Consider the following 18160-nt stretch of genomic DNA (forward strand, 5'->3'; position numbering starts at 1 on the left):
GTCCTTCGACACTTGGCAGGAATCGGGTGGGAAGTAGCGGCGTGGGCGCATAATTTCCGGTCAACGACACCGGAGATCTCATCATGACCATCCAGTTCAAAGCTCTGCCGACCGAAGATGTCAGGGCGCTGCAGCGCGGCGGCCCCGATGCCTACGGCCAGACGCCCGAGCGAAAGATCTCCGATGGTGACGGCATGCCTTGCCGGCACTGTCTGAAAAACATCGCCGCCGGCGACGCCTACCTCACTCTGGCCTACCGGCCATTCCCGGAGCTTCAGCCCTATGCCGAAACCGGGCCGATCTTCCTGCATGCCGAAGAATGCGACCGCGCCGCCGAGACCGACGCGCTGCCCGAGGTCCTCGAAAGCCCCGACTACATCGTGCGCGGCTATGGCAGCGATGATCGTATCGTCTATGGCAGCGGCGGCGTCATCCCGACCGCAGCGATCGCGGCGCGAGCCGCAACCTTGTTCGAACGCCACGATATCGCCTACGTCCATGTCCGCTCGGCGCGCAACAACTGCTACCAGTGCCGCATCGAGCGCGCCTGAGGCGTTGAGACCGCCGGCGGAGGGGCTGTCGTACTCCTGTCGCATCGTCGCGATAGAAACCGATTGTCGATTGATTTGCCGACCGCGGATGAACCGGCGGGAAATCTCGACATCGAGGAAGCGGGGCTTTGGCTCCGCTTTTTTGTTGCCCGCCGTCAGGTCAAGAAAAAACCCGCCGGAATGAACCGGCGGGCTGACGAGAGGTCGCTTTAAGGTGAAATCAGGCCGCGAGAACGGCTTTCGGCTCAACCAGCTCGTAGCCGAGCGCCTCGGCGACCGCACGGTTGGTGATCTTGCCCCTGTGGACATTGAGGCCGTTGCGCAGGTGGTGGTCGTCGACCAGCGCCTTCATCCCCTTGTCGGCGAGCTGCAGGCCATAATGAAGCGTCGCGTTGTTGAGCGCGTGGGCCGACGTGACCGGCACCGCGCCGGGCATGTTGGCGACGCAGTAGTGGATGACACCGTCAACCTCATAGGTCGGCTCGGCATGGGTGGTGGCATGCGAGGTCTCGAAGCAGCCGCCCTGATCGATGGCGACGTCGACCAACACCGAGCCCTTCTTCATGCCTGACAGCATTTCGCGCGAAACCAGCTTGGGTGCGGCGGCGCCCGGAATAAGCACGGCGCCGACGACGATGTCGGCCGAAAAGCACTCTTCCTCGAGCGCCTCGACGGTCGAGTAGCGGGTGTGAACCCGGCCGGCAAAGAGGTCGTCAAGCTGGCGCAGGCGCGGGATCGAGCGGTCGATAATGGTGACGTCTGCGCCAAGACCCGCCGCCATCCTGGCCGCGTGCAGGCCGACCACGCCGCCACCGAGCACGGTGACTTTGCCCGGCAGCACGCCGGGCACGCCGCCGAGCAGCACGCCGCGGCCGCCATTGGCCTTCTGCAGAGCCGTGGCGCCGGCCTGGATCGACAAGCGTCCGGCAACTTCCGACATCGGCGCCAGCAGCGGCAGGCCGCCACGGTCGTCGGTCACGGTTTCGTAGGCGATGGCGGTCACGCCGGAGGCGAGCAGGCCCTTGGTCTGCTCCGGATCCGGAGCCAGGTGAAGATAGGTGTACAGGATCTGGCCGTCGCGAAGCTGCGCCCATTCATTGGGCTGCGGCTCCTTGACCTTGACGATCATGTCAGACTTGGCGAACACGTCGGCAGCCGCCTTGGCGATCGTGGCGCCGGCGGCACGGTAGGCATTGTCGTCGGCGCCGATGCCGGCCCCTGCGCCGGTCTCGACCAGCACTTCATGGCCATGGGCGACATATTCGCGGACCGAGCCGGGCGTGAGGCCGACGCGGTATTCGTGGTTCTTGATTTCCTTGGGGCAGCCGACGCGCATTTTCTTCTCCTGATCCGGCCCTTTTGGGCTCGTTCCCTGTATTGGTGGAGTGAACCACGAATCGTTGCGCAGGTGTTTGCGAATGCGCTTGCGCCAAGGGGCGCGTTTCGATAATCGTTGCGCAAAATAGTGAGATGTTCGCAGGATTCACGAAAAATGCCGCTCGACAGGATCGATATCGCCATTCTCGAGACTTTGCAGAAGGATGGCAGGATACCCAATGCAGCACTTGCCGAGAAGGTTGGTCTATCGCAGTCCGCGTGCTCGCGCCGGCTCGACAATCTGGAGAAATCCGGAACCATCCGCGGCTACCACGCCCGGCTTTCCAATGCCGCACTTGGCCACCAGATGACGGCGATCGTGCACATATCGCTGTCGGGACAGTTCGAGAAGACGCTGTCGGATTTCGAGGCGGCGATCAAGCGCTGTCCGAACGTGCTGTCCTGCCACCTGATGTCAGGCGAATATGACTATATTCTGAGGATCGCGGCAAAGGATCTCGTCGACTACGAGCGTATCCACAAGGAGTGGCTGTCGGCGATGCCGCATGTGACCAAGATCAACTCGTCGTTCGCCTTGCGTGAGATCGTCGACCGCACGGCGATGGGCATGAAGCCGGAAATGGCCTAATGCCAAAGGCACACCCGGACGTCCTTCCCAACATAGCATGCGCCTTCGCGGCGAAGTTCTCCCCAATCTCCTGGTTCACCGTGAGTTTCGCGAATGTCCGAATTCCCATAGCCTTCCCAAAAATCACCGTCCTTGTAGACAACTGCCCAGTAATCTTCGGACATTTCACCAGCCCCACTATTCGTATCAGGATAGTCGATGCCTGCAAAAACTTGCCGAGGCCCCTGGATATTAAAATCGCCACCCTTCTCGATTTGATAAGAGCATCTTCCGGATATGCGTGTCTGACCGCTAACAATAAGCAGGCAGCGGCCCCATTTATAACCGCTCGGTAAACGATGCTGTGGTTGCGCATGCGAAGGCGAAAAGGAAAAAGCAATTGCAAGGGCAGCCGCTATAGTTTGTCCGATCATCATCTGTCTTGAAGCAGCCAATCTAAAGAGCGACCGGACACTGCTGGATCCGCCCAGAGCACATGTCGAAACGGCCCGCCGCAGCATGGTCCCCTTAAGGATCATATTGTTTATCGACCAAGTCGGATTTTTGTCACGTGACATTTGCGCTGCTACACGGCGGGAGTATGTTTCGATTGAAACGCGTTGGGTCCGTACCTGAGGTGTTTTACGTCGGGTGATCCCGCCCAACCAGCCTCGCTGCTGTCGTGTCCACATCGCGAATCATATTTGCAGCGAAACAGAAATCCAGCCGGTCTCATTTTCCAAAAAGCCTCCTAGGCCTCGGTGACGATCCGATCCATCGGGATATCGTGCGGCTGCGGGTAGATGGTGGCTATGCGTTGCAGTTCGTAGCCAACGCCGATCACCAGTGGCTTGGACGGCATCGCGGCCAGCGTGCGGTCGAAGAAGCCACCGCCATAGCCCAGGCGGTAGTTGCCGGGATCGATGCCGACGATCGGCGAGATGACGATGTCCGGCAGCACCGGATCGCCCTCGGCCGGTATCGGGATGTTCCAGACACCTTTTTCCAGACGGTCGCCCGGCGCGTAGGCGCGAAAGATCAGCGGCTGCCCTTTCTCGATAACGATGGGCAGGGCGGTGCGGCCGCCACGCGCATTGATGGACGCCATCCATGACCGCAGGTCGGGCTCGCCGCGAAACGGCCAGTAGAGGCTGACCATGCGGCCGGCGACCTCGCCGACGATTGCGTCGAGACCTTCCGCAATGCGTTGCGACATCACTGTTCGCGCGTCGGCCGAAACGGCAAGACGCGCGGCGATCAGGCGTTCGCGCTCGGCCTTGCGCCAGCGCCGGACGTCGGTCCAGTCGGTTAGTGGTATCTGAAACGCGGGATCGAGTTCATGCATGAAGCAGGGAGGAGAGGCATATTGCGCCGGACCTTGGTCGTCATGATCGTTAGCCATGCTTTACCTCATCGCGTATTTGATCACGCTATACCTCGTGACACGATACGACATGTGCGTTCACGACATAGAACGACGAGTCTCAGGCACCACCCTTGCGTTGCTGCGATGCACAAAAGTACCTACATCTAGGCTAGGCAATCCGTTAGCGGTGAATGAGATGAACCAGGCCAGCCATCATGTCGTCGTTGTCGGCGCGGGTTTCGGCGGTCTCGAATTCACCCGAGCGCTCGCGGGTGCGCCAGTCCGCATCACCATGATCGACAAGCGCAATCATCATCTGTTCCAGCCGCTGCTCTACCAGGTGGCGACTACGGCGCTGGCGACGTCCGAGATTGCCTGGCCGGTCCGCCACCTCCTGCGCAAGCGCAAGGATGCGACGACGTTGCTCGCCAATGTCGTCGGCGTCGACCGCGCCGGTAAACGTGTTCTGCTCGATGATGGCAGCGCGGTCGCCTACGACACGCTGCTGCTCGCCACCGGTGCCCGCCACGCCTATTTCGGCCATGACGAATGGGAACCCTTCGCGCCCGGCCTGAAGACACTGGAGGACGCCACCACGGTTCGACGGCGCATTCTTCTGGCCTTCGAGCAGGCCGAGCGGGAGACCGATCCCGCCAAGCGCCAGGCGCTGCTGACCATCGCGATCGTCGGTGGCGGGCCGACCGGCGTGGAACTTGCCGGCACCATCATCGAACTGGCGCATGACACGCTGCGCGGTGAATTCCGCAACATCGATACACGGCAAACGCGCGTGGTGCTGATCGAGGCCGGCGATCGTATCCTGGCCAATTTTGCCCCGAAACTTTCCAACTATGCCGTGAAGGCGCTCGAGCGGCTCGGCGTGACGATAGAGCTCGGCCGGGCCGTTACGCGGTGCGACGCGGAGGGCGTCGTCTTCGGCGACAAGCATCTGGCGGCAGGCACGATCCTGTGGGCGGCGGGCGTCGCCGCCTCGCCAGCCGCCGAATGGCTCGGCGCGGCGGCGGACCGCGCGGGACGGGTGCTCGTTGAGCCTGATTTGACCGTACCGGGCAGCCCGGAGGTTTTCGTCGTCGGCGATGCCGCGCACGTTCTGCGGCCGGATGGACGTCCTGTTCCCGGTGTGGCGCCGGCTGCCAAGCAGCAGGGTCGGCATGTTGCCGCCGCGCTGAAGGCGCGGCTTGCCGGTGACATCAGCCCACGGCCATTCCGCTACAGGCATGACGGCGACCTCGCCACGATCGGCAAGCGCGCCGCGGTGATCGATTTCGGTTGGATCAAGCTCACCGGTTGGGCGGCCTGGTGGCTGTGGGGAATTGCGCACATCTATTTCCTGATCGGCTTTCGCAACCGGCTTGCGGTGTCGCTGAGCTGGCTATGGATCTACGCGACGGGTCAGCGCAGCGCGCGGCTGATTACCCAGGGCGACGACGACAAGGGTTGATTTCTTCACCCGAGCCCGTTCATCCGCACGTCATCTGTTCCTGATCGACTGGTGGCTTGATGCGCGCGACTTGTTGAATGGACTTAGATGGGTTTCAGCGCGAAGTTCGCTTCGGGGCAGGGCTGTCACGTTGTCGAAGAAGGAGAACTCATGTCGCGACTGCTCCATCCCATCTCCCGCCGTGATCTCCTTGGCAGTGCCGCCGCCGCAGGAGCGCTGATCATGCTGCATCCGTTCTCCGCCCGCGCGCAGGCCAACCAGGCCCATCTCCGGATCATGGAAACCACCGACATCCACGTGAACGTGCTGCCTTATGATTACTACGCCGACAAAGCGAACGACACGATGGGCTTGTCGCGCACGGCGTCGCTCATCGACGCAGTGCGCAAGGAAGCCGTCAATTCGATGCTGATCGACAATGGCGACCTGCTGCAGGGCAATCCGATGGGCGACTACATCGCTTATGAGAGGGGCATGAAGGATGGTGACCTGCATCCGATCATGAAAGCCATGAACCTGCTCGGCTATGAATGCTCGACGCTTGGCAACCACGAGTTCAACTACGGCCTGTCGTTCATGGACAAGGTGCTGGCCGGCGCCAATTTCCCCTTCGTCTGCGCCAATTTGATCCGTGGCACCGAGCTTGCCGCGAACCCGCGCGACGACAAGCTCTACCTCAAGCCCTATGTGATCCTCGACAAGAAGATCAAGGACGGTTTAGGCGCCGAGCAGCCGATCAGGATCGGCATCATCGGCTTCGTGCCGCCGCAGATCATGGTCTGGGACCTCAAGAATCTCGAAGGCAGCGTCAAGACGCGCGACATCGTCGAGGCGGCGAAGGCCTGGGTGCCGCAGATCAAGGAGGAGGGCGCTGATATCGTCATTGCACTATCGCATTCCGGCATCGACGTGAAGCAGGGCGAAATGATGGAGAACGCATCGTTCTTCGTCGCCGGTGTCGACGGCATCGATGGGGTGTTCACCGGTCACCAGCATCTGGTCTTCCCCGGCAAGAAGGATTTCCAGTCGCTCGATGGAGTCGACACGCAAAAAGGCACGCTGCAGGGCAAACCCGCCGTCATGGGCGGCTTCTGGGGCTCGCATATGGGGCTGATCGACTTGATGCTGGAGCGCGACGGATCAAAATGGAAGGTCGTTTCCGCTACCTCCGAAGCCCGACCGATCTTCGAACGCGTCGACAACAAGAACAAGCCGACCGTGCCGGACGACAAGCGCATCATCGCCGCGCTCGAGCAGGACCATCAGGCGACATTGGCCTATGTGCGGCGTCCCGTCGGCAAGACTTCCGCGCCGCTTTACTCGTATTTCGCGCTGGTCGCCGACGATCCGTCGGTGCAGGTCGTCAGCCAGGCGCAGACCTGGTACCTGAAGGATATTCTCAAGAACACGCAATGGAAGGATGTGCCGCTGCTGTCGGCCGCCGCTCCCTTCAAGGCCGGCGGGCGCAACGGCGCTGACTACTATACCGACGTGCCGGCAGGCGATATCGCCATCAAGAACGTCGCCGACCTCTATCTCTACCCGAACACCGTGCGCGCCGTCGAAATCACCGGCGCGCAGGTCAAGGAATGGCTGGAAATGTCGGCCGGCATCTTCAACAGGATCGAGCCTGGCAAGGCCAACCAGCCACTCATCAACACAGACTTCCCGTCCTACAATTTCGACGTCATCGACGGTGTCACCTACAAAATAGACCTGTCGCATCCGCCGAAATATGACGCCAAGGGCGGGCTGGCGAATGCCGGCGCCAATCGTATCGCGGACTTGATGTTCGATGGAAAACCGATTGATCCAAAACAGAAATTCGTCGTTGCGACCAACAATTACCGTGCCGGCGGCGGCGGCAATTTCCCCGACATCAATGCCTCGAAGATCATCTACGAGGCGCCGGACACCAATCGCGACGTCATCGTTCGCTATATCGTCAGCGAGGGCACGATCAACCCGTCGGCGGACGACAACTGGTCGTTCGCGCCGCTGCCTGGAACCAGCGCCGTGTTCGAAACCGGCGCCAAGGCGAAGGATTTCATTGCCGAGGTGAAGTCGCTGAAGATCGAGCCGGCGGGTGAGGGCGAAGCGGGATTCGCGAAATACCGCATCCTTCTCTGATTGTTGCCATATAGACATAGGTCTGCGCCGTCACGGCGGCGTAGGCCTATGCCTTGTAGACCACCTGGCGCACGTCGATGTAGCTGGCGCGGAAACCGGCCTCGCAATAGTGCAGGTAGAACTCCCAGAGCTTCTTGAAGCGGTCGTCGAAGCCGAGCGGGACGATCTTTTCCCATGATGCCCAGAACCGCTGGCGCCATTCGGCGAGCGTGCGCGCATAGTCGTCCGGAAACACGCGCTCGCGCAGATGGGCAAGGCCATGATCCTTGCCGAGCGCCTTGAGGATCGACGGCGTCGGCAGCATGCCACCCGGAAAAACATAGCGCTGGATGAAATCCGGCCTTGCGCGATAGGTGTCGTAAGAAGCTTCGTTGATGGTGATGATCTGCAGGCCCGCGGTGCCGCCGGGCTTCAGGCAGGCCTTCATCTTGCTGAAGAACACAGGCCAGTATTTCTCGCCGACCGCCTCGAACATCTCGATCGAGGCGATGCGGTCGTAAGTGCCTGTTTCGTCGCGATAATCCTGCAGCTTGATGTCGACCTTGTCGGCAAGCCCGGCCTTGGCGATGCGCGCCGTGGCGAAGTCGTGCTGCTCGCGGCTGATCGTCAGCCCGGTCACACGGCAGCCGATCTCGCGTGCCGCGAATTCGGCGAAGCCGCCCCAGCCGCAGCCGATCTCCAGCACGTGGTCCTTCGGGCCGATCCCCGTATCCTTGGCCAGTGCGCGATATTTGGCGGCCTGGGCGCTTTCCAGGTCGTTGGCGCCGGTGGCATAGAGCGCCGAGGAATAGGTCATGCTCGGATCGAGCCATTGCTTGTAGAAGGCGTTGCCGAGGTCGTAATGCGCCGAAATATTGCGCTTCGAGCCGGTGTGCGTGTTCTCGTTGAACCAGTGGCGGATGCGCTGGACGGTGTTGATGAGCCAGCTGGCGCCGCCGGCGACGCGTTCGCCGATCGCCGAATTGATCACGAACAGCTCCAGGAAGCTGGTGACATCAGGGCTTTCCCAATCGCCGTCCATGTAGGATTCGGCAACGCCGATCGTACCGCCGGAAAAGGCGCGGCCGGGCAAGCGCCAGTTCTTGAGCACAAGTTCGGCGTCTGGGCCCGGTCCCTTGCCGCCGACCAGGACGGCGCGGCCGTCCGGCATCCTGACCTTCAGCGACCCGCGCGGCAGGTTCATCGCCGCCGACAGCACCATGCGCGCCTTCGCCGGCAGGCCCTTGACGATCTCGGCGAAATTGAATTCGTCAAGCCTGACCGCGTCGCCTGACGCTACGCCATGATGTTCCTTGTGTGCCATCTCACGCCCCTGGACTTCCGCGGTGTCGGCGCCAATTGCCGAGCCTCGGTTCTCGCGGTTCATTCGCCAGGTTCGAGCGCCGTTGCCTGATACCGGCAGCGGACCGGTTCGGTGACGGGCGGGCCCGAACGAAAGCGCGCGCCCCTTAACCAGAGCTTCAGCGCTTCCCAGTGAATCCCTGCGACAATCTTCCACGTCACGAGGGAGAACATCAAGAGGCATGCTGCAAGCTGGGCTGTGCCACGTGGCCGGCTCCCACCGGCGTGGGTTTGCCTTTTACACAGCAAAGGCCGAACACGCCAAAAACGCCTATGGCTGCAACCGTGCTTGTGAGATAGTTTTAGCCATGCGTTATGTAATCGTGATTGCCGCCATCGCCTTTTTCCTGATCTGGGATGGCCTCTACAATCAGGGTCGGTATCTCGACACCACGGTGAGGAGTGTCTCGCACGTCGTGCGATCGATCACCGGCAAGATCTAGCATCCATCCGAACGACTCACTGCCGCGACATCCTTGTCGATTGACGCGACCGTCCTGTCGTCACAAAAGACCCCGGCACTTAGATCGAGGAGGCGGGGTTGATCCGGCATATCGTTTTCTTCAGCGCGCGGCGTAAAGAGGATGTGGAGGCCGTGCGCACCGGCTTGCAGGCGCTCGGCAACATTCCCCATTCCAGCCTCTTCGAGGTGACCCTCAACACCAAGGTCGATCCGCTGTCGGACGAGATCGATGTGGTCGTCTATGCGGAGTTCACCGATGCCGCGGCGTTGGCCGCCTACAAGGCGCACCCGCTCTATGCGCAGACGACCAGCAAGGTCAAACCATTGCGCGAGCTGCGTTATTCCGCCGATGTCGTGGCCGGCAGCTGATCGAGACTTGAACCGGTTTGCGGAATGATGCACATCGCGCCGTATGACCCGAACAAACACCGCTGGCACTCATCCGCTCGATCATCTGGTGCTGCCGACGCAGAACCTCGATGTGGCGCGAACCCGGCTCACCGCGCTTGGCTTCGTCGTTGCCCCGACCGGGACCCATCCCTTCGGAACGGAAAACTGTTGTGTGTTCCTGGCCGACGGCACCTATCTCGAGCCACTCGCGGTCAGCGATGAACAGGCCGCGATGACGGCCATTGCCGAGGGCAATGTTTTCGTCGGGCGCGACCGTATCTATCGCAACAGCCACGGCGACGAGGGATTTTCCGCCGTGGTGCTGGGTACCAGCAACGCAGATGCCGACCAGGCACGTTACGTCGAAGCCGGCATTTCTGCGGGAGACATGCTGAGCTTTTCACGAGCCTTCACCGACACGGCAGGCAAAAGCGACATCGCATCGTTCAAGCTCGCCTTTGCGTCGAGTAGTAAGGTTGCGGATGCTTTCCTGTTTGCCTGCGAACGAGTCAACGCGCCGGAAGTGGACCGCGCGGCTTTGCAGGCCCACGCCAACGGCGTCACCGGCATTGTCGAAGTAGTGGCCGTCAGCGACCGGCTTGCCGAACAACATCGGCTGATTTCCTTGGCGGTGAATGACCCGACCGCCGGCGGGCAGGGCGGCGCGTTTCACTTGCCGAATGCAAGTTTGAGCGTGCTTGACCCTGCGTCTTTCACCGCACGCTTTGGCCTGCCTGCGGGCGCGCCGACAGACCTTCACTTCGCCGCGGTGGTCTTTGCGGTCCTTAGCGCCGATGTCATTGCGAAGCTGCTTGCAGCCAATTCCATCAGACACGATATAGCGGGCAATGATATTGTCGTGCAGCCGGCATCCGGACAAGGCGCGGCTTTCATCTTCCGGGAGATCCAATGAGCAAGCCCCTGGCGCCCAATTCGTCGGTAACCGTCGGCAATGTCGTCTTCGACAACAACGCGCCCTTGTCGCTGATCGCTGGTCCTTGCCAGTTTGAATCGCGCCAGCACGCCTTCGACATGGCCGGCGCGCTGAAGGAACTGACAGGTAAGCTCGGGATAGGCCTCGTCTACAAGACCAGCTACGACAAGGCCAACCGCACCTCGCTGTCGGCGACGCGTGGTGCCGGAATGGATGCGGCACTTCCCGTCTTTGACGAATTGCGCAAGGAATTTGCGCTGCCGGTACTGACCGATGTCCACACCGAGGAACAGTGTGCGATCGTCGCGCCGCATGTCGACGTCCTGCAGATTCCGGCTTTCCTGTCGCGCCAGACCGACATGCTGGTCGCCGCCGCCAGGACCGGCAAGGTGATCAACGTGAAGAAGGGGCAGTTCCTTGCTCCCTGGGACATGAAGAACGTCGTCGCCAAGATCACCGGTTCCGGCAACGCCAATGTTTTGACAACCGAGCGCGGCGCGTCGTTCGGCTACAACACGCTGGTGTCCGACATGCGCGCTCTGCCGATCATGGCCGAGATCGGCGCGCCCGTGATCTTCGACGCCACGCATTCGGTACAGCAGCCCGGCGGCCAGGGCGGCTCCTCGGGCGGCGAGCGTCGCTTCGTCGAGACGCTGGCCCGCGCCGCCGTCGCCGTCGGCGTTGCCGGCGTGTTCATCGAGACCCACCAAGATCCGGATAATTCGACCTCTTCCGATGGCCCGAACATGCTGCCGCTGAAGGACATGCCGGCACTCCTGGAAAGGCTGATGGCGTTCGATCGTATCGCCAAGGGTCGCTAAAACGTCCTGAGGGACGGCTCCAGCGTCAGCGACGCCGGCCAGGGCGCCGGCTTGTGGTCGGCATGGGCCGGTTGTACGCTTGCCCGGCAAATGAGCGTTTTGGCAGGAGGAAGCCATGTCTGTCGCCCGCGTCACCGAAATCACCTCATCGTCGAAGAAGAGCTTTCAGGACGCCATCGAAAAGGGAATTGCGCGTGCCGCAAAGACCCTGAAGAACGTCGAAGGCGCGTGGATCCAGGACCAGAAGATCGTTGTCGAGGACGGCAAGATTGCTGCCTATCGCGTCAATATGAAGGTCACCTTCATCCTTGCGGAATGACCGGCTGCCGCCGAAAAAGTCGGGAACTTTCGCCCGCCCCCCTCATTGTCAAAGTACCGATTAACGACAATGAGGAGCACATCATGACAACCCAGACAGGTCACACCGAAGCCATTGCCGCTTCGCGAGTCATCGGCACTTCGGTCTACAACACCGAAGGCAAGAGCATCGGCAGCATCGAGGACATCATGCTCGACAAGACCTCGAACGGCATCATGTTCGCGGTGATCGGTTTTGGCGGCTTTCTCGGCATCGGCGAGAAGTACCACGCCATTCCATGGGCAAGCCTCGACTATGACGAGGATAAGGGCGGCTATGTCGTGCCGTTCTCCAAGGACCAGCTGAAGGCTGCGCCCGCCTATTCGATCAACGAACTGGCCGGCGCGGATGGCGAGACGGCACGCGACGCGTCCTATGACTACTACAAGGTCACGCCTTACTGGCATTGATGCCTGCAAACAACAAGGCCCCGTCTCGACGGGGCCTTTTTGCATTCGGTGCGGCGCCTATTCGCTGATGTGCAAGGCAGATAGCGCCCCTGCCTTGGGTGGCGATTGCTGATTGTCGCACGACGTCAGGAACGCCGCCGCGATCAGGAACAGACTCACGATACCGCTCAACTGGGACATGGCGAAACTCCTCCTGTTTCGCCCCGCGCACCTGCACCATAGCCGGAAGCTGGTCCGCCGCACATGACTTATGATGACAGCGATTTGCGCTTCGTGAATCGCCTGATGCATGTCGCCCAAAAGTGGCCCCGGTTTTGGGGAGAACGCTTGCATAAAAGCAAAGACCTAGAGCGCGGCGCCTGAATTCGTTCAACGCGACGCGCTATAGGCTGACGCCACGGCAATAATTGCGAGCGGGCCCGATTGCGTTTTGCGGTGCTTTGGCTAAGACGTGCGCGACGCTTTTTCAGATCAATCGAGGATATCGCAATGACCGCCATCATCGACATTGTCGGGCGTGAAATCTTGGACAGCCGTGGAAATCCGACCGTCGAGGTCGATGTCATTCTCGAAGACGGATCGATGGGCCGCGCGGCGGTGCCGTCGGGTGCCTCGACCGGCGCCCACGAGGCTGTCGAACTGCGCGACGGCGGTGCCCGTTATCTCGGCAAGGGCGTGCTCAAGGCCGTCGAGGCGGTGAATGGTGAGCTGTTCGAGGCGATCGGCGGCATGGAAGCCGAAAACCAGATCCACATCGACCAGACCATGATCGAGCTCGACGGCACGCCCAACAAGAGCCGGCTTGGCGCCAACGCCATCCTCGGCGTCTCGCTGGCGGTGGCCAAGGCCGCGGCCGAAGCCGCCGGCCTGCCGCTCTACCGTTATGTCGGTGGTACCAAGGCGCATGTGCTGCCGGTGCCCATGATGAACATCATCAACGGCGGCGCCCATGCCGACAACCCGATCGACTTCCAGGAGTTCATGATCCTGCCGATCGGCGCGCCGACGCTGCGCGAAGGTGTTCGCTGGGGTTCGGAAATCTTCCACACGCTGAGGAAGAAACTGAAGGATGCCGGCCACAACACCAATGTCGGCGACGAGGGGGGCTTTGCCCCGAACCTGAAGAGCGCGCCAGTGGCGCTCGATTTCATCATGGAATCGATCGAGAAGGCCGGCTTCAAGCCAGGCGAAGAGATCGCGCTCGGCCTCGACTGCGCGGCGACCGAGTTCTTCAAGGACGGCAACTACGTCTATGAAGGCGAGAAGAAGACGCGCGACCCCAAGGCCCAGGCCAAATACCTGGCCAAGCTTGCCGCCGACTATCCGATCATCTCGATCGAGGACGGGCTGGCCGAGGACGACTGGGAAGGCTGGAAGTACCTGACCGACCTGATCGGCAAGAAGACGCAGCTGGTCGGCGACGATCTGTTCGTCACCAACACGGCGCGGCTGCGCGACGGCATCCGCATGGGCGTTGCCAATTCGATCCTGGTCAAGGTCAACCAGATCGGCTCGCTGACGGAAACGCTCGACGCCGTCGAGACCGCGCACAAGGCCGGCTACACCGCGGTCATGTCTCACCGCTCGGGCGAAACGGAGGATTCGACCATCGCCGATCTCGCCGTTGCCACCAATTGCGGGCAGATCAAGACCGGCTCGCTGTCGCGTTCGGACCGCATGGCCAAATACAACCAGCTGATCCGCATCGAGGAAGAGCTCGGCAAGCAGGCGAGCTACGCCGGCAAGTCGGTGGTGAAGGGCTGATCCGGAACGCCGGTTTGGAATATCGGACGGAAGGGCGGGAGCATTCCCGCCCTTTTTCATTTCGGCGCCGCCAGACCGGTCATCCGTAACCGTCCGTTAAGCACAATCAGGCGAAAAAGATCGGGAGCCGCATGAGTTCGCGGCCGCGAGGATCTGGATCATGTGGACGCGTCAGCACAAGCAGCGAAACACCGGCCGGCTGATCGTCCCCTCGCTCTGCGTGGCATTCCTGGCCTATTTCGGCTTCCACGCCTACCACGGCGAATTCGGCATCAATTCGAAATATCAGCTGGAAGCCCAGACGGTTGCGCTGCAAGGTCAACTCGATGCGATCAAGGCACGCCGGATGGAACTTGAACGCCGCGTTCGGCTCATGCATGAAGGCACACTTGAGAAAGACATGCTCGACGAGCAGGCGCGCAAGGCTCTCAATCTGTCCCAAGCGGACGAAATCACCATCATGTTGCCGACCTCGGCGAAGTAACCACTTTTCGGTTAATAGCCAATATTTTCAATGATTTTAATCACTTAGACGCATGTCAGCTATGCAAATTCGGCATGGCGCATCGCCCTGACGCGTGTTAGCCTCCCTGAAATCGGTGGGGAGGAGCTGATCTCCCCAGAGCAGATTTGATCCTGCTCTAATGTCCGCAAAGAGACGCCAACAGGGAGTGATGCATGGCCACCGCAGCCAGAAAAGCGCCTGCCAAATCCAAATCCGACGGCAAATCGGGGCTTTCAGCCCCAAAGCCTGCTGACTTCACCAAGGATGAAGAGCTTGCCGCCTACCGGCACATGCTGCTTATCCGCCGTTTCGAGGAAAAGGCCGGCCAGCTTTACGGCATGGGTTTCATCGGCGGCTTCTGCCATCTTTATATCGGTCAGGAAGCTGTCGTCACCGGCATGAAGATGGCCCTGATCCAAGGCGACCAGATGATCACCGCCTATCGCGATCACGGCCACATGCTGGCGATGGAGCTTTCACCGCGCGGCGTCATGGCTGAGCTGACCGGGCGTCGTGGCGGCCTGTCCAGGGGCAAGGGCGGCTCCATGCACATGTTCTCCAAGGAGAAGCATTTTTACGGCGGCCACGGCATTGTCGGTGCGCAGGTGTCGCTCGGCACGGGTCTCGCCTTCGCCAACCGCTATCGCGACAACAACAATGTCTCGCTGACCTATTTCGGCGATGGTGCGGCCAACCAGGGCCAGGTCTATGAAAGCTTCAACATGGCCTCGCTATGGAAGCTGCCGGTGATCTACATCATTGAGAACAACCGTTATGCCATGGGCACCTCAGTCTCGCGCTCGTCGGCGGAGACGGATTTTTCGCATCGCGGCGCCTCGTTCAAGATTCCCGGTATCCAGGTCGATGGCATGGACGTTCGCGCCGTCAAGGCGGCGGGCGATCTGGCCACCGAATGGTGCCGTGGCGGCAACGGTCCGCTGATCCTCGAAATGCAGACCTATCGCTATCGCGGCCACTCGATGTCCGATCCGGCGAAGTACCGCTCCAAGGAAGAAGTGCAGAAGATGCGCTCCGAGCATGACCCGATCGAACAGGTCAAGGCGCGGCTGATCGAGAAGAAGTGGGCGACCGAGGACGAACTCAAGACCATCGACAAGGAGGTTCGCGACGTTGTCGCCGATGCCGCCGAATTTGCCCAGAACGACGCGGAGCCGGATCCGTCCGAGCTCTGGACCGATATCGTATTGTAACGGGAGGGCAAGGACATGCCGATCGAAATTCTCATGCCCGCTCTCTCGCCGACCATGGAAGAGGGCAATCTTTCCAAGTGGCTGAAGAACGAGGGCGACAAGGTCGTCGCCGGTGACGTCATCGCCGAGATCGAAACCGACAAGGCGACGATGGAAGTCGAAGCCGTCGATGAAGGCACGCTTGCCAAGATCGTGGTTCCTGCCGGCACGGAAGGCGTCAAGGTCAACGCAGTGATCGCCGTGCTCGCCGTTGAAGGCGAAGACGTCGACAAGGCTGGCGAAGGCATCGGCGAAGAGCCTGCCAAGGCTGAAACCGCGGCGCCAGTGCCGGCGGCGGCCAAAAGCGGGGCCTCTGCGCCGGTCGCAGCCGCCCCGAAGACCGAAATAGCCGCCGATCCGGACATTCCGGCCGGCACGGAAATGGTCTCGACCACGGTGCGCGAAGCGCTGCGTGATGCGATGGCCGAGGAAATGCGCCGCGACGGCGATGTCTTCGTCATGGGCGAAGAGGTCGCCGAATACCAGGGCGCCTACAAGATCACGCAGGGACTGCTGCAGGAGTTCGGGCCGCGGCGCGTCGTCGACACGCCGATCACCGAGCATGGCTTTGCCGGCGTCGGCGTCGGCGCGGCGATGGCCGGCCTGAAGCCGATCGTCGAGTTCATGACCTTCAACTTCGCCATGCAGGCGATCGACCAGATCATCAACTCTGCCGCCAAGACGCTCTATATGTCGGGCGGTCAGATGGGGGCGCCGATCGTGTTCCGTGGACCGAACGGCGCCGCCGCCCGCGTCGCCGCCCAGCACTCGCAGTGCTATGCTGCCTGGTACAGCCACATTCCCGGCCTCAAGGTCGTGATGCCCTACACTGCGGCCGACGCCAAGGGTTTGCTCAAGGCGGCGATCCGCGATCCCAACCCGGTCATCTTCCTCGAGAACGAAATCCTCTACGGCCAGTCCTTCGACGTGCCGAAGCTGGATGATTTCGTGCTGCCGATCGGCAAGGCGCGCGTCCACAAGACCGGCAAGGATGTCACCATCGTCTCCTTCGGCATCGGCATGACCTATGCGGTCAAGGCTGAAGCCGAGCTGCGCGGCCTGGGCATCGATGCCGAGATCATCGACCTGCGCACGATCCGCCCGCTCGACCTCGACACCATCATCGCCTCGGTCAAGAAGACCAACCGGCTGGTCGTGGTGGAAGAAGGCTTCCCGCAGAGCTCGGTCGGCGACCATATCGCCAACCAGGTATCGCAGCGCGCCTTCGATTTCCTCGACGCTCCGGTCATCACCATTGCCGGCAAGGATGTGCCGATGCCCTATGCGGCCAACCTCGAGAAACTGGCGTTGCCGAATGTCGGCGAAGTCATCGAGGCGGTCAAAGCCGTCGCGTATCGCTGAACCGGGCGGGAGGACAAAATGCCAATCAACATCACCATGCCGGCCCTGTCGCCCACGATGGAAGAGGGCAATCTGTCAAAGTGGCTTGTCAAGGAAGGTGACAAGGTTTCCCCGGGCGATGTCATCGCCGAGATCGAAACCGACAAGGCTACGATGGAAGTCGAAGCCGTCGATGAGGGCACCGTAGCAAAGCTCGTCGTTCCGGCCGGCACCGAAGGCGTCAAGGTCAATGCGCTGATCGCCGTGCTCGCCGCCGAAGGCGAGGACGCCGGCGCTGCCGCGAAAAGCGGTGGCGCTGCCGCACCGGCGAAAGCCGAGGCGCCGAAAGCGGATGCTCCCAAGGCGGAAGCACCAAAGGCTGACGCACCAAAGGCCGAGCCTGCAGCCGCAGCCAAAGCGGCCCCGGCCGCCAACGGCCATGCGGCTGGTGAGCGCACCTTCGCGTCACCGCTGGCGCGGCGCATCGCCAAGGAGGCCGGCGTTGACGTCTCTGCCGTGACCGGCACCGGTCCGCACGGCCGCGTGGTGAAGGCGGATGTCGATGCGGCGATTGCCGGTGGCGGCGCCAAGCCTGCCGCCAAGGCGGCACCTGCCGGGGCTCCGGCTGCTGCTTCTGCCGCGCCGGTGAAGGCGATGTCGGACGATCAGGTGCTGAAACTGTTCGAGGCGGGCTCCTACGAGTTGGTCCCGCATGACAACATGCGCAAGACCATCGCGCGGCGTCTGGTCGAGGCCAAGACCACAATCCCGCATTTCTACCTGACGCTCGATTGCGAACTCGATGCGCTGTTGGCATTGCGCACGCAGATCAACGCCGCAGCGCCCGTGAAGAAGACCGACAAGGGCGACGCGCCCGCCTACAAGCTGTCGGTCAACGACATGGTGATCAAGGCGATGGCGCTGGCGCTGAAGGCGGTGCCGGATGCCAATGCCTCATGGACCGAAAGCGCCATGGTCAAGCACAAGCATGCCGATGTCGGCGTTGCCGTGTCGATCCCAGGTGGCCTGATCACGCCGATCATCCGCAAGGCGGACGAAAAGACGCTGTCCACGATCTCCAACGAGATGAAGGACCTGGCCAGCCGGGCGCGCAGCCGCAAGCTGAAGC

General features: G+C 61.6%; 22 protein-coding genes. 16 read left to right on the forward strand and 6 right to left on the reverse strand.

Going from position 1 to position 18160, the window contains the following annotated elements; all coding sequences use genetic code 11:
- Positions 1-83 precede the first annotated feature (83 nt).
- Positions 84-551, forward strand: coding sequence for a DUF1203 domain-containing protein (locus tag AC1D10_RS34310; RefSeq protein ID WP_477279558.1), 468 nt, complete (start codon positions 84-86; stop codon positions 549-551).
- Between the two features lie 63 nt (positions 552-614).
- Positions 615-764, forward strand: a complete 150-nt coding sequence (locus AC1D10_RS34315; RefSeq protein WP_477279560.1) for a hypothetical protein — start codon at positions 615-617, stop codon at positions 762-764.
- Positions 765-771: 7 nt separating this feature from the next.
- Here AC1D10_RS34315 and ald read toward each other — a convergent pair whose 3' ends face one another.
- Positions 772-1887, reverse strand: coding sequence for an alanine dehydrogenase (gene ald, locus AC1D10_RS34320; protein WP_477279562.1), 1116 nt, complete (start codon positions 1885-1887; stop codon positions 772-774).
- A 156-nt stretch (positions 1888-2043) separates the two neighbouring features.
- Between ald and AC1D10_RS34325 the strand changes: the two genes are divergently transcribed.
- On the forward strand, positions 2044-2517 hold the full coding sequence (locus AC1D10_RS34325; RefSeq protein WP_010909317.1) for an Lrp/AsnC family transcriptional regulator: 474 nt from the start codon (positions 2044-2046) through the stop codon (positions 2515-2517).
- Here AC1D10_RS34325 and AC1D10_RS34330 read toward each other — a convergent pair.
- Both AC1D10_RS34330 and AC1D10_RS34335 read right to left on the reverse strand, forming a co-directional pair.
- Positions 2514-3074, reverse strand: a complete 561-nt coding sequence (locus AC1D10_RS34330) for a hypothetical protein (RefSeq protein ID WP_477279564.1) — start codon at positions 3072-3074, stop codon at positions 2514-2516. The genes AC1D10_RS34325 and AC1D10_RS34330 overlap by 4 nt on opposite strands.
- 173 nt (positions 3075-3247) lie before the next feature.
- Positions 3248-3898, reverse strand: a complete 651-nt coding sequence (locus tag AC1D10_RS34335) for a 5-formyltetrahydrofolate cyclo-ligase (protein WP_477279566.1) — start codon at positions 3896-3898, stop codon at positions 3248-3250.
- A gap of 160 nt (positions 3899-4058) precedes the next feature.
- On the opposite strand from AC1D10_RS34335, the gene AC1D10_RS34340 reads away from it, so the two are divergent.
- Together AC1D10_RS34340 and AC1D10_RS34345 are read left to right on the forward strand one after the other, a co-directional pair.
- Positions 4059-5324, forward strand: coding sequence for an NAD(P)/FAD-dependent oxidoreductase (locus tag AC1D10_RS34340; protein WP_477279568.1), 1266 nt, complete (start codon positions 4059-4061; stop codon positions 5322-5324).
- Between the two features lie 150 nt (positions 5325-5474).
- A complete protein-coding gene (locus AC1D10_RS34345; protein WP_477279570.1) occupies positions 5475-7454 on the forward strand; it encodes a bifunctional 2',3'-cyclic-nucleotide 2'-phosphodiesterase/3'-nucleotidase in 1980 nt (659 codons plus the stop codon).
- Between the two features lie 46 nt (positions 7455-7500).
- Here the strand turns inward: AC1D10_RS34345 and AC1D10_RS34350 are convergent, their stop codons facing one another.
- Together AC1D10_RS34350 and AC1D10_RS34355 are read right to left on the reverse strand one after the other, a co-directional pair.
- Positions 7501-8757: a class I SAM-dependent methyltransferase gene (locus tag AC1D10_RS34350; RefSeq protein WP_477279572.1), complete on the reverse strand. Its 1257-nt coding sequence runs from the start codon at positions 8755-8757 to the stop codon at positions 7501-7503.
- A gap of 59 nt (positions 8758-8816) precedes the next feature.
- A complete protein-coding gene (locus AC1D10_RS34355; protein ID WP_477279574.1) occupies positions 8817-8969 on the reverse strand; it encodes a DUF1365 family protein in 153 nt (50 codons plus the stop codon).
- A 134-nt stretch (positions 8970-9103) separates the two neighbouring features.
- On the opposite strand from AC1D10_RS34355, the gene AC1D10_RS34360 reads away from it, so the two are divergent.
- The 6 genes from AC1D10_RS34360 to AC1D10_RS34385 all read left to right on the forward strand — a co-directional run bounded on the left by AC1D10_RS34360 (position 9104) and on the right by AC1D10_RS34385 (position 12171).
- Entirely contained in the window at positions 9104-9238 is a 135-nt protein-coding gene (locus AC1D10_RS34360; protein ID WP_477279576.1) for a hypothetical protein, read from the forward strand.
- Positions 9239-9336: 98 nt separating this feature from the next.
- Positions 9337-9627 carry a Dabb family protein gene (locus tag AC1D10_RS34365; RefSeq protein ID WP_477279578.1) on the forward strand — a complete coding sequence of 97 codons (291 nt, stop codon included), beginning with the start codon at positions 9337-9339 and terminating at the stop codon, positions 9625-9627.
- Positions 9628-9670: 43 nt separating this feature from the next.
- Complete coding sequence (locus tag AC1D10_RS34370) at positions 9671-10561, forward strand: VOC family protein (RefSeq protein ID WP_477279580.1); 891 nt, start codon at positions 9671-9673, stop codon at positions 10559-10561.
- Positions 10558-11403 carry a 3-deoxy-8-phosphooctulonate synthase gene (gene kdsA, locus AC1D10_RS34375; RefSeq protein WP_477279582.1) on the forward strand — a complete coding sequence of 282 codons (846 nt, stop codon included), beginning with the start codon at positions 10558-10560 and terminating at the stop codon, positions 11401-11403. Before AC1D10_RS34370 ends, kdsA begins: the two co-directional genes overlap by 4 nt.
- A gap of 115 nt (positions 11404-11518) precedes the next feature.
- Positions 11519-11722 carry a dodecin family protein gene (locus AC1D10_RS34380; protein ID WP_019858016.1) on the forward strand — a complete coding sequence of 68 codons (204 nt, stop codon included), beginning with the start codon at positions 11519-11521 and terminating at the stop codon, positions 11720-11722.
- 83 nt (positions 11723-11805) lie between these two features.
- Positions 11806-12171, forward strand: coding sequence for a PRC-barrel domain-containing protein (locus tag AC1D10_RS34385; RefSeq protein ID WP_112395111.1), 366 nt, complete (start codon positions 11806-11808; stop codon positions 12169-12171).
- A gap of 57 nt (positions 12172-12228) precedes the next feature.
- On the opposite strand, the gene AC1D10_RS34390 is transcribed toward AC1D10_RS34385, so the two are convergent.
- Complete coding sequence (locus AC1D10_RS34390; protein ID WP_477279585.1) at positions 12229-12351, reverse strand: hypothetical protein; 123 nt, start codon at positions 12349-12351, stop codon at positions 12229-12231.
- 309 nt (positions 12352-12660) lie between these two features.
- On the opposite strand from AC1D10_RS34390, the gene eno reads away from it, so the two are divergent.
- The 5 genes from eno to AC1D10_RS34415 all read left to right on the forward strand — a co-directional run.
- Positions 12661-13935 (forward strand): phosphopyruvate hydratase, encoded by a 1275-nt coding sequence (gene eno / locus AC1D10_RS34395; protein WP_379097820.1) that lies wholly within the window; start codon positions 12661-12663, stop codon positions 13933-13935.
- A 160-nt stretch (positions 13936-14095) separates the two neighbouring features.
- On the forward strand, positions 14096-14419 hold the full coding sequence (locus tag AC1D10_RS34400) for an FtsB family cell division protein (protein ID WP_477279587.1): 324 nt from the start codon (positions 14096-14098) through the stop codon (positions 14417-14419).
- 194 nt (positions 14420-14613) lie between these two features.
- A complete protein-coding gene (pdhA, locus tag AC1D10_RS34405; protein WP_379097826.1) occupies positions 14614-15651 on the forward strand; it encodes a pyruvate dehydrogenase (acetyl-transferring) E1 component subunit alpha in 1038 nt (345 codons plus the stop codon).
- A gap of 15 nt (positions 15652-15666) precedes the next feature.
- A complete protein-coding gene (locus AC1D10_RS34410; protein WP_477279590.1) occupies positions 15667-17052 on the forward strand; it encodes a pyruvate dehydrogenase complex E1 component subunit beta in 1386 nt (461 codons plus the stop codon).
- A gap of 18 nt (positions 17053-17070) precedes the next feature.
- Positions 17071-18160, forward strand: a 1090-nt coding sequence (locus tag AC1D10_RS34415) for a 2-oxo acid dehydrogenase subunit E2 (protein ID WP_477279592.1), incomplete at its 3' end; no start/stop codon positions are given.

It is taken from the genome of Mesorhizobium sp. P2_A8 (assembly GCF_056404935.1).